Raw genomic sequence first — 16019 nt, 5'->3', positions numbered from 1 at the left:
TCGCGGGCGCGGTTGCTACATCGATTGGGTGACGCTCCCTTAGTCTTTTTGTGTAGTCGGTGTCCACGGATACCGTTTATACTTAAGTGGGTGGCGGGTGGTACGTGTACGCATGGCTGACGCCGTTCGAGCGCGATTAGCGGAGCTTCGCAGAGACCTCCATCGCCACCCGGAACCGGGCTGGTGCGAGTTCCAGACGACCGCGCGACTCGTCGAGGAACTGCGCGCCATCGGCGTGGACGAACTCGCCGTCGGCGCGGACGCCTACGACCCCGACGACCGGATGGCCGTCCCGAGCGACGACCGGCTCGACGAGTGGTACGAGCGGGCGCTCGACCGCGGGACCGACCCGGAACTCCTCGAATCCCTCCGCGGCGGGACGACCGGCTGTGTCGCCGTCCTCGACCGCGGCGAGGGGCCGACGGTCGGCCTCCGGGTCGACATCGACGGACTGTTCATCGAGGAGTCGGACGACGCGGGCCACGTCCCTGCCGCCGAGGGCTTCCGCTCGGAGACGGGCGAGACGATGCACGCCTGCGGCCACGACACCCACATGACGTGGGGGCTGGCGACGCTCGAAGCCGTCAAGGAAAGCGACTTCTCCGGGCGCCTCGTCGTGTTCTTCCAGCCCGCGGAGGAGATCTCGGGGGGCGGCGCGCCCATGGCGAAAAGCGAGTACGCCGCCGGCATCGACTACTTCTTCGCGGTCCACGTCGGCCTCGACCACCCGACGGGCGAGGTCGTCGCCGGCATCGAGAAACCGCTCGCCATGTGCCACATCGACGCGGAAATCGAGGGGACGACCGCCCACGCCGGCAAGGAACCGGAGGCCGGCGCGAACGCCATCCACGCGCTCGGCACCGCCATCGAGAGCGTCTACGGCATCCCGCGACACTCCGACGGGATGACCCGCGTCAACGTCGGCCGGGTCGAAGGCGGCACCGCCAGCAACGTCATCGCCGACGAGGTCGAAGCCGTCGCCGAGGCGCGCGGCGAGACGACCGAACTCATGGAGTACGCGAAGTCCGAACTCCGCCGGCGGTTCGAGAAGGCGGCCGAACTGCACGGCTGCGAGGCGACGGTCGACGTGGTCAGCGAGAGTCCGCGGGCCGACAGCGACCCCGAACTCGTGGAGACGGTCGCGGACGCCGCCGAGGGCGTGCGCGGCGTCGACCGCGTCGTGCCGACCGCCGACTTCGGCGCGAGCGAGGACGCGACGTTCCTCATGGAGCGCGTCCAGCGCGACGGCGGCCTCGCGTGTTACTCCATCGTCGGCACCGACCACCCGACGAGCCACCACACCGCGACGTTCGACGTGGACGAGCGGAGCCTCGAAACGGGCGTCGAAGTCCTCACGCGGTCGATTCTGTCAGTCGCAGGCGTCGAGTCGGTACCGGAACTCGCGGGAGCGAACCGATGAGCGACGGGCGCGTCACCGGCGAGTCGGCACCGCCGGCGTCCGAAATCGTCACCGCCGACGACGTTGCGGACGCCCACGAGCGACTCGACGGCGTGGTCCACCGGACGCCGCTCGATAGCTCGCGGACCATAGCCGACCGCTGCGGGGCCGAGCGGGTCGACCTCAAACTGGAGAACGTCCAGCGGACGGGGTCGTTCAAGATTCGCGGCGCGTACAACGCGATGGCGCAACTCCCCGAGTCGGTGCGCGAACGGGGCGTCGTCGCCTCCAGCGCCGGCAACCACGCGCAGGGCGTCGCGCTCGCGGGCGACCTGCTGGACATCGACACGACCATCGTCGTCCCCGAAATCACGCCGGCGGTCAAAATCGACGCCACCCGCGGCTACGGCGCGGACGTCGTCGTCGAGGGCGACCTGTACGAGGAGTCGTACGAACACGCCTTGCAACTCGCCGACGAGGAGGGTCTGGAGTTCGTCCATCCATTCGACGACGCGGCCGTCATCGCCGGACAGGGAACCGTCGGGCGAGAAATCGCGGCCGACGCGCCCGACGTGGACACGGTTCTCGTCTCCATCGGCGGCGGCGGCCTCATCTCGGGCATCGCCACCGCGATGAAGGCGCGCGACCCCGACGTGCGCGTCGTCGGCGTCCAACCCGAGGGCGCGGCCCACGCCAAGCCCTCGCTGGAGGCCGACGAGATTCGCATGCTCTCGGAGGTCGATACCGTCGCCGAGGGCATCGCCGACGCGCGGCTGTTAGAGCGGACGTTCGCGGTCGTCCGCGACCGCGTCGACGACGTCGTCTCGGTCGACGACACGGACCTCGCGGTCGCCACGACGGTCCTCGCCGAGCGAGCGAAGACGGTCGCCGAACCGGCCGGCGCGGCCCCTGTCGCCGCGCTCCTCTCCGGCGCGGTCGACGTCGAGGGAGAGCGCGTCGCCGCCGTCGTCTCCGGCGGCAACGTCGGCCTCTCCGAACACGCCGAACTGACCCGCGTCGGGATGCAGACGCTCGGGCGCGCCGTCGAAGCGCGCCTCGAACTCGACGGCTGGCCGGCGGTGCTGGGCGACCTCTCCGCGGCCGTCGCCGCGTCGGGGGCCGAACTCGACAGCGTCGAGCGCGCCGCCCGAACCGCGTCCGACGCGCCGAACCGGGTCCCTGTCGAGGTCCGACTCGACGGGAGCGGCCCGGACCACCTCGCCGACGCCCTCGACTCGCTTTCGGCGCTCGACGGCGTCGAAGTCGCTTCGCACTCGCTGGACGAGCGCGGCGAGTCTACTGAGTCGGCCTGACGAGTCCAGAAAAACGGGGACGGCCCATCTCGGGTCCGTGTCTTTTCGATGCTGTTCGGCCGGCGACGCCGACGCTCACGCGGCCACTTCGGTCGCCACGGCGTCCATCGCCTCGCAGAAGATGCCCACGCCCATCTCGATTTCGCGCTCGGTGGAGTCGAGCGGGGGCAGGAGGCGAATCGTCTTTTTCCCACAGCCGAGGGTGAGCAGGCCGCGGTCGAGCGCCGCCTCGACGACGGCGTCGCGGCGCTGTTTGGTGTCGAACTCGACGGCGAGCATCAGACCCTTGCCGCGGATATCGACCACGTGGTCGGGCGCGTCGTCGGCGAGGAGTTCCTTCGCCTGCCGGCCGCGCTCGGTCGCGTTGTCGAGCAGGTCGTACTCCTCGATGGCGTCGAGCGTGAGCGCGCCCTGCATCGACGCGAGCAGGTCGCCGCCGCCGAACGTCGACCCGAGGCGGTTCTTCTCGGTCGGGAACACGTCGGACCGCGAGACGGTCGCGCCGACGCGGAGCCCCTTCGCGCTGGCGATGACGTCGGGTTCGATGGGGTAGTGGTCCGCGGCCCACATCTCGCCGGTGCGGCCGACGCCCGACTGAATCTCGTCCACGACGAGCGGGATGTCGTAGGTGTCGCAGACGTCGCCCACCTCGGCCATGAACTCCTCGCTCGGGAAGCGGTAGCCGCCGACGCCCTGAATCGGTTCGAGAATCGCGAACGCGACCTCGTCGGGGTTGACGTGGCCGCCCTCCGGCGACAGGGAGTTCCGCAACTGCGAGCCGCCGCCGGCGAAGAAGCCGCAGTCGCAGGCGTCCGCTGAACAGCCGGAGTCCGCGCAGAACGGCACCGTCTCGATGCCCGCGACCTGCGGGTAGTGGCGGGTGTAGACCTCCTTCGACTTCGTGAGCGAGAGCGTCCCGAGCGTCCGCCCGTGGAAGCTCCCTTCGAAGGCGTAGCCGTACTTCGTGGGGGACTTGTGGTCGTGCGTTATCTTCATCGCGTTCTCGACGGCCTCGGCCCCGGAGTTCGACAGGAACACCGTGTCCATCCCGTAGTGAGAGGACACGTCGGTGAGCTTGTCCATCAGGTGGCTCGCCCCGGGGAAGTCGGCCGTCTCGGGGTCAGGTCCGGCTCCGAAGTACATGTCCTGACCGGCGATTTTCATCGGCTCGACGAGGTCGAACTCCCGGAGCTTCGACAGCACCTTCTCGTTGTTGTAGCCGAGCGGCGCGGCCCCGATGTGGCAGGTGAAGTCCAAGAGGACGTTGCCGTCCACGTCGGTGACGAACGGGCCGTCGGCCTCGGCGGTCACGTCCCAGACGAACTCGTGGGAGTACTCGCTGGGCGCGGCGTGCTTGTGGTGGAACTCGACCCACTTCTCGGCGTTGGGTCCGGGCAGCGCTGCTGCGTCCGGCTCTGCGGTATCCCGATCCATACACAGGATTTGTTAATGGTGTACATTAAAACTTGGTATCATAGGAACTACCACACCGCACGGCTCGCGGCGGATTCGTCGCTCGGCCGCGCGTCCGAGACCGCGACGGACTCGGCCGGTACTGGCCTTCGCAGAATGGAGACGGACGGCGACGGGGACAGAGACGGGGACGGGACCGCGTTCGGCTGGATTCGGCGTCAGTCGTCGTCGTGACTGGAGACGTTCGCGGCCGGCGTTTGCCCGCCGCTTGACTCCGATTTCCCCCAGAGGTTCGTCTCGTCTTGGAGGAGGAGGCTTCCGTAGTCGTCTTGGAAGGTTCGGATGAGTCCGAGCGTCGCTATCACGCAGATGATGGCGAACGGCGCGCCCGTGATAATCGCCGCGGACTGCAGGGCGTTCACGCCGCCGACGACCATCAAGATGGACGCGACCGCGCCCTGGAGGACGGCCCAGAAGATGCGGTTGAGCGCGGACGGCTCCTTTTTGCCACCGGTCGTCATCATCGACACCGCGAGGGTGGACGAGTCGGCGGAGGTGACGAAGAACGTCGTCACGAGCACGAGGAACCCGAACAGGAGCAGCGGTCCGACGATGGGGAGGTTGCCGAAGAGGACGTACCCCGAGACCGCTTCGCCGTACTCAGAGACCGGCCCGAGGACGTTCGCCGCGCCCGTGTGCTGCATGATGACGCCCGCGCCGCCGACGATGGCGAACCACGGGACTGTCGCGAGCGAGGTCGCGCCGATACCGGCGAACGCGACCTCCCGGACGCTTCGACCGCGCGAGATGCGGGCGATGAACAGGCCCGCGAAGGGCGACCACGCGAGCGGCCAGAGCCAGTAGAAGACGGTCCACGCGTTGACCCATTTACTGGCGCTGGTCGCGGTTGCCTGCGTGAACAGGCTCATCTGGAAGAAGTCGCCGATGAAGCCGCCGGTCGCCTGCGTGCCGAGTTCGAGGATGCGGAAGGTCGGCCCGAATATCAGCGTCGCGAGCATCAGCAGGCCGAACACGACCATGTTGAAGTTCGAGAGCCGGCGAATCCCCTTGTCGACGCCCAGCACCAACGAGACGGTGAAGATGACGACCATGCCCGTGATGACGAGGATGGTCCCCGCGTCGCCGAGTTGGATGCCCCACTGGAAGTTCAGGCCGGTGATGAACTGGCTCCCGATGAAGCCCAGCGAGGTGGCGACGCCGCCGAGGGTCGCGAACACGGCGAGGATATCGACGATTTTCCCGATCGCGCCGTCGACGTTGTCCGCGCCGAGAATCGGCGTCAGGACCGCCGACACGCGAAGCGGCGCGTCGTAGTTGTAGACGAAGTAGCCGATGGCGAGCCCCATCACGGTGAAACACGACCACTGGGTCAGACTCCAGTGGAAGATGGAGTACTGGACCGCCAGCGGCATCGCCGCCGAAGACTGGGCCTCGGCCCCGTACAGCGGCGGGACCGTCGAGTAGTGGAACAGCGCCTCCGCAGGGCCCCAGAAGACGATACCCGCCGCGAGGCCGGCGGAGTACATCATCGCGAAGTACGACAGGAAACCGTACTCGGGGTCCTCGTCACCGAGCTTCAGGTTCCCCCACGGCCCGAATATGACGAAGCCCAAGAACAGGACGAACCCGAGCATCGCTATCAGGAAGAACCAGTTGAACGTGGCGAGAATCCACCGGCGAATGCCGAGGACGAACTCGTAGGAACCCTCGGGGTTGAGGCTGAACGCGCCGACGAAGAGCAGGGTTATCGCCGCGCCGAACGCGAATATCACCGGCTCGATCTCGTCGAGGAACTCGCTGACCACGCCGTTCGAGGAACTCACCGCCGACACCTCCCGTGCGTAACCGCCCCGTTCGACCCCGTCCGAACGGGACCGCCACCTCCCGACTGACTGGTCGAGGCCCGCGCCCCGAACTGTGCGCCACGATGACCGTTGCACCCGTGTGCTGTAATGTGGTCTGTCATGCTATCGCTCCGACGGACACCATGCTACGTGATGTCTCACATCACGACAAGTGCAAACATTACTATAAAATTTGTGGTTATCGGTGACGCCGAGAACGGAATCCGTTTACAAACGGTCGAAAAATCGGTGGTCGGTTCGCCTTCGGTGGATTGCCACGTCGCAGTCGGGCGCTTCGTTCCTGACTGGGTTTCTCGTTCGCGCGCTTCCGGCGCGTTCACACGAACTGTAGACGGAAACCGGGGATTTCCGGACTCTCGGCCCATCTCACCCGGAATTTCGGTCCGTTCGTAACGCTTAATCGAATTCGTACACGCGTTCTGTATATGGCAAACGACGCCGACGGAACGGACGGCACCGACGACCTCGCCTACGCCGCCGACCGCGGCCGCGGCATCCTCACCCCGAGCGACCGCGAGTTCCTGCTCGGCCGGAAGACCGACTACACCGACCACTCGAAAAAGCAGAAGCGAAACCGGATTCGACGCCGCCTCCGCAACGCCATCCTCGATTTCACCATCCTGTTCGAGTCGCTCGAAGACCGCGACCGCGAGACGGTGTTCAACCCCGACGCCGCCGATCGCGAAGCGTACACGCGGGGTATCACCGACATGCTCGCGTTTCTCCACCTCGGGACGATGGGCTACTACACCCCGTTCAAGGACATGCTCGCGGAAGGCGTCAACAAAGCCGAACAGGAACTGGCCGGCTCCGACTACCGGATGGTCACGGTCGATTTCAACGTCGAACCGGTCGGCCAAATCGACGTGGACGCCGTCATCGACAAGCTCGAACGCGGCGCGTTCGACCAGCTCACGGACGAGGAGCTACAGGCGTTCGTCAGGCTCCTCGCGGAGTCCGAGGACTTCTCGGCGACCGACCTGCGCGCCGACATGAAAGCGCAGATGTCCGAGTTCGTCGAGCGAATCGACGCCGCGAACGAGCGGCGCGACCGCCGAGTCGACGAGTTGAACGACTGAACCGCGGTTCGTCGGCCCTCGACAAACCGGCGGTCGCGTGGTTGAATCCCCGCGCTCCGCGACTTACCCGAGATACGCTATCGCGTCCATCTCGACCCGCACGTCACCGGGCAGGCGCGCGACCTCGACGCAGACGCGGGCCGGCGGCACCTCGTCGAACCGCGCGCCGTACGCCTCGTTCACTCGCTCGTAGTCGTCGAGGTCGGTGACGTACACCGTCAGTTTCACCGCGTCGTCGAGGCCGTCGCCGCCGGCCTCGGAGACGACGGCCGCGATGTTGTCGAGTACGCAGTCGGTCTGTTCCTCGATGTCGCCGTCGACCTCCTCGCCCGTCTCGGGGTCGACCGGGCCGTAGCCCGAGACGTAGAGCGTGTCGCCGGCGACGACGCCCTGCGAGTAGGGGTTGTCCGTGCGCGGGGCGTCGTCCGTGATGACTCGTTCCGGTGGCATCGTGGTGTGCGTGAATCGTGTGGTGTGCGCTTAGCGCGCGACTCAGAGCCGCTGTTTCTCGGCCGTGACCGCTTCGATGCCGTCGGTGATGACGTCGAGCGCCGTCTCCGCGAGGTCGCGGGTGAGCACGAGCGGCGGGAGCAGGCGCAGGATGTTGCCGTGTCGACCGGCCTTCCACACCAACACGCCGCGCTCGAAGCAGTACTGCTGGAGCGCGTCGGCCGCGTCGCCGTCGGGGTTGCCGTCGGCGTCGACGAACTCCGCGCCGATGAACAGCCCCTTCCCGCGAACGTCCACGATTCGCGGGTTGTCTTCTGCGACTTCGGAGAGCCGTCCGCGGATGTACTGGCCGAGGTCGCGGGCGTGCGCGAGGAGGTCGTGTTCCTGGATGTACTCGATGGCGCGGGTGCCGGCGCGCATCCCGACGACGTGGCCGCGGTAGGTGCCGGCGTGGTCGCCCGACCCCCACGTGTCGAGGTCCTCGTGGTAGATAGTCGCCGACAGCGGGAAGCCGGTCCCGCCGAGCGCCTTCGCCGAGGTCATCACGTCCGGCGTGACGCCGTACCACTCGCTGGCCCACCACTTGCCGGAGCGACCGAGGCCGCTCTGAATCTCGTCGAACACGAGCGGCACGTCGTTGTCGTCGGCGATGTCGCGGAGGCCCTTCAGGAAGCCCTTCGGCGGGGTGACGACGCCGCCTTCGCCCTGAATCGGCTCGACGAAGATGCCCGCCGGGTTGGCGAGGCCGCCGTAGGGGTCCTCGAAGATGGCCTTGACTTCTTCGAGACAGTGGTCCACCGCTTCCTGCGGTCCCTTGCCCATCTCGATAGTGTTCGGGTAGGGCGCGTGGACCACGTCGGGGAGGAGCGGCGAGTAGTCGCCCTTGAACTTCTTGTTACCGGTGAGGCTCATCGCGCCGCTCGTCGCGCCGTGATACGCGCCGCGGAAGGCGACGAGACCGGTTCCCTCGGTGTTGTACTTGGCGAGTTTGATAGACGCCTCGATGGCGTCGCTCCCCGTCGGGCCGCCGAAGACGACGCGGTTGTTCCCGCGCAGTCCCTCGGGCGCGATTTCGTCCAGTTTCTCGATGAGGTCGAGTCGGGCCTCCGTCGGGAAGTCGACGGTGTGGACGAACTTGTCGGTCTGCTCGTGGACCGCGTCGAGGACGTACGGGTTCGAGTGACCGACGTTCAGCACGCCGATGCCGGCGAACATGTCGATGAAGGTGTTGCCGTCGGCGTCGCGCACCGTCGCGCCCTTCCCGCTGTCGAACGCGATGGGGATATCCTCGGGGTACGAGACGGCGCTACTGTCGATTCGCTGCTGTTTTTCGAGGAGTCGCGTCGACTTCGGCCCCGGAACGTCGTCCACGCTCGGCGCGTCGTCGAAGTGCAACTCGTGAATCGGTGGACCTGCGACCATGCCTCAACCCATGCAGAACAGTCATAAATAATTTGTCCACGATTCCTATTGATAACGTACACAGTATTCGGTTTCGAGTCCGGTTCCCGCGGTAGTCAGGTTAGCTACGTAACAGTAACCACAATGGATTTGTGCGAGGCAACTCCTTCTTTTTCTAATGTTACACGCAAAAGGTCCGCTGCTCACGGTCGACTTGGGAGACAAAACGAGTCGGACGGAAGACATCGACGAGATTCTCGAATCCTACGTCGGTGGTCGTGGGGTCGCCACCCGACTCGCTCACGAGCGCGTCCCCTTCGACGTGGACCCGCTCAGCCCGGAGAACCGGGTCTACTTCAGCACCGGTCCGATGCAGGCGTCGAACATGAGCTTCACCGGCCGGACCAACTGCACCAGCGTCTCGCCTTTGACCGGCGGCCTCTGTTCGTCGAACGCGGGCGGGTTCGTCTCGCGGAACTTCGCTGACGCGGGTTATTCGGCGGTCGAACTCGCGGGCGCGAGCGACGAACTGGTCGTCCTCCACGTCACCGACGAGGGCGTCGAGTTCGAATCCGTCCCGGACCTCGCCGGCGCGACGGTCCCCGAGACGGTCGCGTACCTCGACGACGAACACGGCATCGAAGCCGACCGGACGATGGTCGTCGGCCCCGCCGGCGAGAACCTCGTGCGCTTCGCCTCCATCATGACGAGCGAGGAGCGCGCGTTCGGCCGCGGTGGTCTCGGCGCGGTCCTCGGGTCGAAGAACGTGAAGGCGCTCACGTTCGGCGGCGACTCCGCGCCCGACATCGAGATTCCGGCGTCGCAGATGGAGATTCACCGCGAGGCCGCCACCGACGACCACATCATGAAGCGACAGGGAACCGTCGCCGTGCTGGACCTCGCCAACGAGATGGACGGTCTCCCGTCGTACTACTTCTCCGAGCGTCACTTCGAGGGTGCGGAGGGCATCAACGGCGACGCTATCGAGGAGAAGAAGTACAAGAAAGGAACCTGTTCGGCCTGCGCGTTCGCGTGCAAACTCCCCACGAGAGACGAGGAGGCGGGCGTCGAGACCGAGGGCCCCGAGTTCGAAGTCACGATGGCGTTCGGGTCGAACTCCGGCGTCGACGACATCGTCGAAGTGATGAAGTCGAACGAACTGTGCGACCGCTACGGCCTCGACGCTATCTCGGCCGGCAACACCGTCGCGGCGTACCTCGCCAGCGAAGACGAGTTCGGCAACACCGACCTCATCCACGACCTCGTGGAGAAAATCGCGCTCCGAGAGGGCGTCGGCGACGACCTCGCCGAGGGCATCGCCCGCGTGCACGACGACCTCGGCGTGGAGAACTGGACGGTCAAGGGGATGGACTTCGCCGCCCACGAGGGGCGCGTCCTCCACGGACAGGGCCTGTCGTACGCCGTCGCCAACCGCGGCGCGGACCACATGTACGCGGTGTTCTACTCGCAGGAGTACCCGCTCGTCGGCAAGGACGACGCCTATCCGCCGGAGGGCTTCGAGGGCAAGCCCAAGCGCCTCATCGAGAAGGAAAACCAGATGGCGCTCAACGACAGCGGCATCGTCTGCAAGTTCTCGCGGGACTTCATGACCCCCGAGCGCTACGAGATGCTGTTCGGTGCCGACTTCGAGGACCTGCTGGCCGTCGGCGACCGCATCGTCACGCTCGAACGGCACTTCAACAACCAGCGCGGCTTCGACCGCGGCGACGACACGCTCCCGTACGCCGACGAGTTAGACGGGTTCGAGGCGGCGCTCGAAGCGTACTACGAGCGTCGCGGATGGACCGACGACGGCGTCGTCCCGGCCGGAAACGTCCCGGCGTAACGCGTCTGCGTACCCTTCCGCCCGACGAATTCTCCGTCTCTCTCCCCCCGCTTCTCACTCTTCGTCCGTTTCGCCCGCCGGAGTCTGGTATAGCTCCGCGATGCCCTGTTCGAATCGCTCGGCGGCGCGTTCGAGCAGTTCGGCCTGCGTCGCCCGCGTCTCCTCGTCGATGACGTAGGCGGGACCGCTCAGGTTCAGCGACCCGTACACCTCGCCCCGCGGCGACTTCACGGCCTTCCCGATGGCCCAAAAGCCCTCGACCGCCTCGCCGCTGTTCTCGGCGTATCCCTGCTCGCGGACCGTCGCCAGCTCCGCGAACAGTTCGTCTTCGGTCGTGATGGAGGCGTCCGTCGCCGCCGGCAGTCCCCAGCGGTCGATGATGTCCCGCACTCGCGTCTCCGGGTACTCGGCGATAATCGCCTTCCCCGAACTCGTCGTGTGGACGTGGAACGGACTGCCGTCGATGAGAAACCGCGGGGAGTTCGCGAATTCGAGGTCGCCGTACAGAGAGACGATGCGGCCGTGTTCTTCGACCGCGAAGTCCGCGTCCATCGACGATTCGCTGTCGAGCCACGAGACGGTCTCCTGAGCGACTCGGTAGTAGTCCTTGCGCGTCCTGACGTAGTCGCCGAGATGACAGAACTTCGCTCCCAGCTGGTACTCGTTGTCGATGTTCACGACGTAGCCGTACTCTGCGAGCGTCTTCAGGTGAGCGTGGACGGTGCTCTTCGCGAGGTCGGTCGCCTCGACCAACTCGCTCATCGTCGCCCCCTCCAGTTCGAGGATGTGGTCGACGAGCGCCAACGAGGCGGCGGTCGTCTTGAGCACGCCGGACGGGTCGTGTCTATTCATGGAGGGGAATCCACGGTCAGGGGTTAAAGATGTACCTCCGTTTGTTGGGGCGGCCGTGTCAGCAGGTACCCGCGATACCGGGACTGAACGCTCGCTCGACACGACCTGTCCCGACTGCTCGGCGATTCAGGCTGTTCCGGAGAGTCGAACATTTATACGTAGCTCTCTCGATTGTCAATAGTTAACACACTCCTATGAGATGATTACGAACGGAAGGTGTTGTAATTATTCGTTCATCCGGGAGGAAACTGGCTCATCTCTATATACGTATTCGGAAAACGGGAACGTCGCGTGTCCCGAGACGTGTGAGGTTCGGTTTCACGGCCGAATGAGCGCCTGAGACCGCCACTCTCGATGCGGCTTTCGGACGCGTGAACGTTTAAGTGTGACTGGCGATACTGGGCGACACGACCACACTTCTCTCCGTGCCGTGTGTCGAGCGTCGTCGTTCCGCTCGCTGTCATCGGTCAGTTCGCGGTGAACGCACGCGCACGCTCTCGTGACAAGAAAATTAGACTCGCGCGACGACCGCGTCCGAGTACGCATTCAGTCAACGCGGAACCGCCCATCTCCATTACAGGCATATCTATGTAATTCAACTGCCCGAATCCGCCCGTCACGAACTCTGTCCGGTCGTCGGGTGCTGTGGGTGGTTGCGCCGGAGGATGCGACTACTGCGTCGCCTCGAACGCCGCCTGCGCCGCTTCGAGCACCTCGTCGTGTGCGCGCCCGTTCGACGCGACGAGGCCGGGCTGTCCCGGTCCCCACTCGTTTCCGTGGATGTCGGTTACCGTTCCGCCCGCGCGCTCGACGAGGTAGGCACCGGCGACGGTGTCCCACGCGTTCGGGTGTTCGTCGAGTCCGATGACCGCGTCTATCGACCCGTCGGCGAGTCGCGAGAGCGTCAGTTGCGTCGTCCCGAGCTTTCGCATCTCGCCGAACGTGCCGAAGATGTCTCCCGCGAGCCGTTCGATTCCCGGCCGGTCGCCGACCTGATACCGAAGCGTCGAGGAGACGAGGAACGCGCTGGTGTTCGACTCGTCGTTGACGGAGATGGGTCGTCCGTTCCGCTCGACTCGCTCCGCCGTGGCGACGTAGGTGTCGCCCGTCTCGGGGGAGACGTTCACCGCCGCAATCGGCGTCCGGTCTTCGACGACGGCGACGCTCGTCACCCACTCGCGGGCCCCCCGCGTGTAGTTTTGCGTCCCGTCTATCGGGTCGATAATCCACGCGTACCCGGACTCGGGGACGGTCTTCAGCTCGTCTTCCTCCTCGCCGACGATCGCGTCCTCGGGGAACTGCTCTCGAATCGTCGAGATGACCCGGCGTTGTGTCTCGCGGTCGACTTCGGTCACGAGGTCGATTTCGTCGCCCTTTCGCTCGACGTCCAGTTTGGTCCTGAACCGGGCCGACGCGTGGTCGGCACCGACCTCCGCGGCCTCGATTGCGACTGCCTCGCGCGGGTCTGCGTCCATGGCGACTATGCATTACACGGCGAGAAAAAGCCTTGGACCGCGGTCAAATCGTTGCTGTCTCGTGGAGAATACGCTACTGTAGTGCCAGTTAGCCTTCCCCCGTGAGTAGATGCACGCGCTCTGAGGGTCATAATCTGACCGAGCTAGCTGAGTGGGACGACGTTCAGCGGCGGACCATCTGCGGCTAGCTCAAGCGACTCGACGCCGACAAGTCGCTTGATCCAACTATTTTAATGATAAATAAACTGGTAGAATGCAAAATATATAAAAAACACGATATATTAGATTTGAAGAAGCCGTTCACGAACTACCCCCAAGAAGTCTGCGTCGACGCGCCGGCGTGGACGCCGGCGCGTGTCTAAGATCTTCTCGAAGAAACCTACAGCGTCGAGTATTCGATCCCAAGCTGTCGGCGGTTGCTGAAAGAAACGGTGTATAATACCAAAGTACGCGCTGCACAGTCGCTGAAGACGGCGAAGACGAGCAAGAACGTTTCACGATGAGATCAAAAAGCGGCGGGAAATGGACGCCACCGTCGTCTGTATCGACCAGACCAAGAAATTCGTGCAAGTTGAGCCATGTGCCGCGCGGAAACCACGCGGCACGCGGCCCTCTGTCGAGCTGTCTGGCCAACGTGGCTGGACGTGCCGACTGGGCGCAATTACCGAGCATGGTGGTCGCTTCTCTCTCGATTCATCGAGTACGTCACGACCAAACACGCAAAACTTTCATTTTACCATCATAGACTGAATTCAATAATAACCTGATGCTCGTACTGGACGGAGCGCCGTATTTTCAGGCGTCGGCCGTCACGGAACTGGCGGCCCGTGATGACCTCGCCTTCGTGACGTTACTCTCGTATTCACCGGAATTGAATCCGGTCGACGAATGCTGGAGACCGCTGCAAAGGCAGTTCGCAGCCGGTTCTTTGAGTCGCTTGACAAGCTGACAACCGCAATCGATACCGCTCTCAATCACATCTCTATTCCAAAAGTGAGCAACTATTTCTAACTACTACTATAGACAGTTCCTTGTAGCCGTCTTAACCAACAATAGTTGGTCTTTTCACTCGTAATTCGATCCGGGTGTGCTCGCTGGAACGACCCTCATTGTCAGGAAGACTGGCCTATCGTGAGTCTCCCGTTGTAACCTGAAAAGATCAATCGGTGTTGGTTAATTCATAAAGGTAGACCGACCGAACGACGGACTGAGGTCCACATTGTCGACCGGGGTCCACTTCAACGGACTGCGTTCCGAGCCAGAACCGATGCGTGGAGATGACACGCACCACCGATCGGAATACTGTACCCAGTGGTGTACTGCCTCTGACTCACGCTGTTACGCTGTGTTTCGATTAGTCATCTGCGGGGACTGCTCTCTCCGGGTTTTGCTTACTCGGCCACTCCAGGTCCGGGATGTAATCTGCGTTTGCCTCGATGAGTTCTTCGGTCATCTCGTGTAGTTCGTCTAGTGAACAAGCGGCGCTTGACAGAGGATCGAGCTTTACTGCTTGGTGGACTTTCTCGCGGTTACCCTCTAAGGCACCTTCCACCGCCAGTTCGTAGATTGCAGAGTGCTGGCGGTCCAGAGCGGCAAGTTGTGTCGGCAACTCTCCAACCGAAGCTGGGTGAAGGCCGGTACCGTCGACGAAGACCGGAACTTCCACACAAGCGTCTGCAGGAAGGTTTTCGATGGCGTTCGATTCGTTGGACACGTTGAGGTTGAACCGGCGTTGAGTTCCCGTTTCCAACGAATGGATGAGCCGGGACGCGTATTCCTCGGAACGTTCGACACTAACCTCGTTGAGGTCGACGTCCAGTTCGGGATCGTCGCGCTCTTCGGACCGCGCAAGCCATCCCTCTAGGTACGTCGCGGTTGGCATCCGTTCGGCGAAGTTCGTCCCGGCCATCTCCTCGATAAGTGCATCGTCTGTTCGGATGTACGGGAGGTACTCACTCATATGATGGCTCGATTCCGTGGGGAACGCGCCGAAGTGCTTCATTATCTCGAAACGGACCGTGTCCTTGCGGTACGTCTCTTCGTCGTCGTAGGCCTCTTTGAGTGCCGGATAAAGACTCTCTCCGTCGTGTTCGCAGGTGAGGAACCAAGCCATGTGGTTGATGCCGGCGACCCAGTACTCGAGTTCGTCCTGTGGCGTTTCCGTGTACTCTGCTATTGCCTCGGCCGTGTGCGGGACGGAGTGACAGAGACCAACGACCTCGATGTTAGTCGCGTCAAAGACAGCCTTACAGAGGATGGCCATCGGGTTCGTATAGTTGAGTAGAAGAGCATCGGGACACAGCTCTTCCATGTCGTCCGCGAGGCCGAGGATTGTCGGAATCGTCCGAAGGCCACGGAAGATTCCTCCCGGTCCAGTCGTGTCACCGATTGCTTGCTTCACTCCGTATTTTTCCGGGATCCGGATCTCGTTTTCGAAGGGCTCAGTCCCACCAACGTTGATCATGTTGAGGACGTAGTCCGCGTCTTCAAGGGCTTCGCGTCTGTCAAGTGTCGCCGAGACAGTCGTTTCGAGTCCTTCGTTTTCAACCATCGCCTCAGCGACACGTTGCGTCTGTGTGAGTCGATGTTTGTCGATGTCCATCAACGCGATATGGCTGTCAGACAACTCGTCGAACGAGAGGATGTCGCCGATGAGTTTCTTTGCAAATACCATACTCCCAGCTCCGATCAGGGCAATCTTTGGCATTGCTACTACGTGTCTCTGGGTTTGTTATAAGTATTTCGCCGTGCCGCCCTCAGTTCTACTACAACTTATCGAGGCTTAGGGACGCGTGTGGTGTAGGGTAGCACACGTACTGTCTGAGTGTGTCCCGATGGGTCTTAGCGTGCGGCCCCTACCTCGACACAACGGGTTGTGGGAACATCAATTTCATGAATCGTGAAA

General features: G+C 63.9%; 11 protein-coding genes and 1 pseudogene. 5 read left to right on the top strand and 7 right to left on the bottom strand.

All coding sequences use genetic code 11. The features are described from left to right. Nucleotides 1-112 precede the first annotated feature (112 nt). Complete coding sequence (locus AUR65_RS17095) at nucleotides 113-1420, top strand: amidohydrolase (protein ID WP_058568097.1); 1308 nt, start codon at nucleotides 113-115, stop codon at nucleotides 1418-1420. After that, nucleotides 1417-2712 carry a threonine ammonia-lyase gene (gene ilvA / locus AUR65_RS17090; protein ID WP_058568096.1) on the top strand — a complete coding sequence of 432 codons (1296 nt, stop codon included), beginning with the start codon at nucleotides 1417-1419 and terminating at the stop codon, nucleotides 2710-2712. The genes AUR65_RS17095 and ilvA overlap by 4 nt, the downstream gene beginning before the upstream one ends. A 75-nt stretch (nucleotides 2713-2787) precedes the next feature. Here the strand turns inward: ilvA and AUR65_RS17085 are convergent, their stop codons facing one another. Together AUR65_RS17085 and AUR65_RS17075 are read right to left on the bottom strand one after the other, a co-directional pair. After that, nucleotides 2788-4146 carry an aminotransferase class III-fold pyridoxal phosphate-dependent enzyme gene (locus AUR65_RS17085; RefSeq protein WP_058568095.1) on the bottom strand — a complete coding sequence of 453 codons (1359 nt, stop codon included), beginning with the start codon at nucleotides 4144-4146 and terminating at the stop codon, nucleotides 2788-2790. Nucleotides 4147-4343: 197 nt separating this feature from the next. Continuing rightward, entirely contained in the window at nucleotides 4344-5978 is a 1635-nt protein-coding gene (locus AUR65_RS17075) for a BCCT family transporter (RefSeq protein ID WP_058568093.1), read from the bottom strand. A 458-nt stretch (nucleotides 5979-6436) separates the two neighbouring features. Between AUR65_RS17075 and AUR65_RS17070 the strand changes: the two genes are divergently transcribed. Further along, a complete protein-coding gene (locus AUR65_RS17070; protein ID WP_058568092.1) occupies nucleotides 6437-7090 on the top strand; it encodes a hypothetical protein in 654 nt (217 codons plus the stop codon). Between the two features lie 63 nt (nucleotides 7091-7153). Here AUR65_RS17070 and AUR65_RS17065 read toward each other — a convergent pair whose 3' ends face one another. Together AUR65_RS17065 and AUR65_RS17060 are read right to left on the bottom strand one after the other, a co-directional pair. Then, the gene (locus AUR65_RS17065) at nucleotides 7154-7540 is read right to left on the bottom strand and encodes a Rid family detoxifying hydrolase (RefSeq protein WP_058568091.1); all 387 of its coding nucleotides are present in this window, start codon (nucleotides 7538-7540) and stop codon (nucleotides 7154-7156) included. Nucleotides 7541-7582: 42 nt separating this feature from the next. Continuing rightward, nucleotides 7583-8962, bottom strand: a complete 1380-nt coding sequence (locus AUR65_RS17060) for an aspartate aminotransferase family protein (protein WP_058568090.1) — start codon at nucleotides 8960-8962, stop codon at nucleotides 7583-7585. A gap of 157 nt (nucleotides 8963-9119) precedes the next feature. Here AUR65_RS17060 and AUR65_RS17055 point away from each other — a divergent pair, with 157 nt between their 5' ends. Further along, complete coding sequence (locus AUR65_RS17055; RefSeq protein WP_058568089.1) at nucleotides 9120-10787, top strand: aldehyde ferredoxin oxidoreductase family protein; 1668 nt, start codon at nucleotides 9120-9122, stop codon at nucleotides 10785-10787. Nucleotides 10788-10841: 54 nt separating this feature from the next. On the opposite strand, the gene AUR65_RS17050 is transcribed toward AUR65_RS17055, so the two are convergent. After that, nucleotides 10842-11639 (bottom strand): IclR family transcriptional regulator, encoded by a 798-nt coding sequence (locus AUR65_RS17050; RefSeq protein ID WP_058568088.1) that lies wholly within the window; start codon nucleotides 11637-11639, stop codon nucleotides 10842-10844. 671 nt (nucleotides 11640-12310) lie between these two features. Then, a complete protein-coding gene (locus tag AUR65_RS17045; RefSeq protein WP_058568087.1) occupies nucleotides 12311-13114 on the bottom strand; it encodes an inositol monophosphatase family protein in 804 nt (267 codons plus the stop codon). Between the two features lie 125 nt (nucleotides 13115-13239). Here AUR65_RS17045 and AUR65_RS17040 point away from each other — a divergent pair. Continuing rightward, nucleotides 13240-14125 (top strand): annotated as a pseudogene (locus AUR65_RS17040) (IS630 family transposase); the annotation flags it as partial. Nucleotides 14126-14468: 343 nt separating this feature from the next. Here the strand turns inward: AUR65_RS17040 and melA are convergent. Then, nucleotides 14469-15821 (bottom strand): alpha-galactosidase, encoded by a 1353-nt coding sequence (melA, locus tag AUR65_RS17035; protein WP_058568086.1) that lies wholly within the window; start codon nucleotides 15819-15821, stop codon nucleotides 14469-14471. Nucleotides 15822-16019: the final 198 nt, after the last annotated feature.

Origin of the sequence: Haloferax marisrubri, from assembly GCF_001469875.2 — an archaeon.
Classification (GTDB): domain Archaea; phylum Halobacteriota; class Halobacteria; order Halobacteriales; family Haloferacaceae; genus Haloferax; species Haloferax marisrubri.
This window is presented reverse-complemented; position numbering and strand designations above follow the sequence as displayed.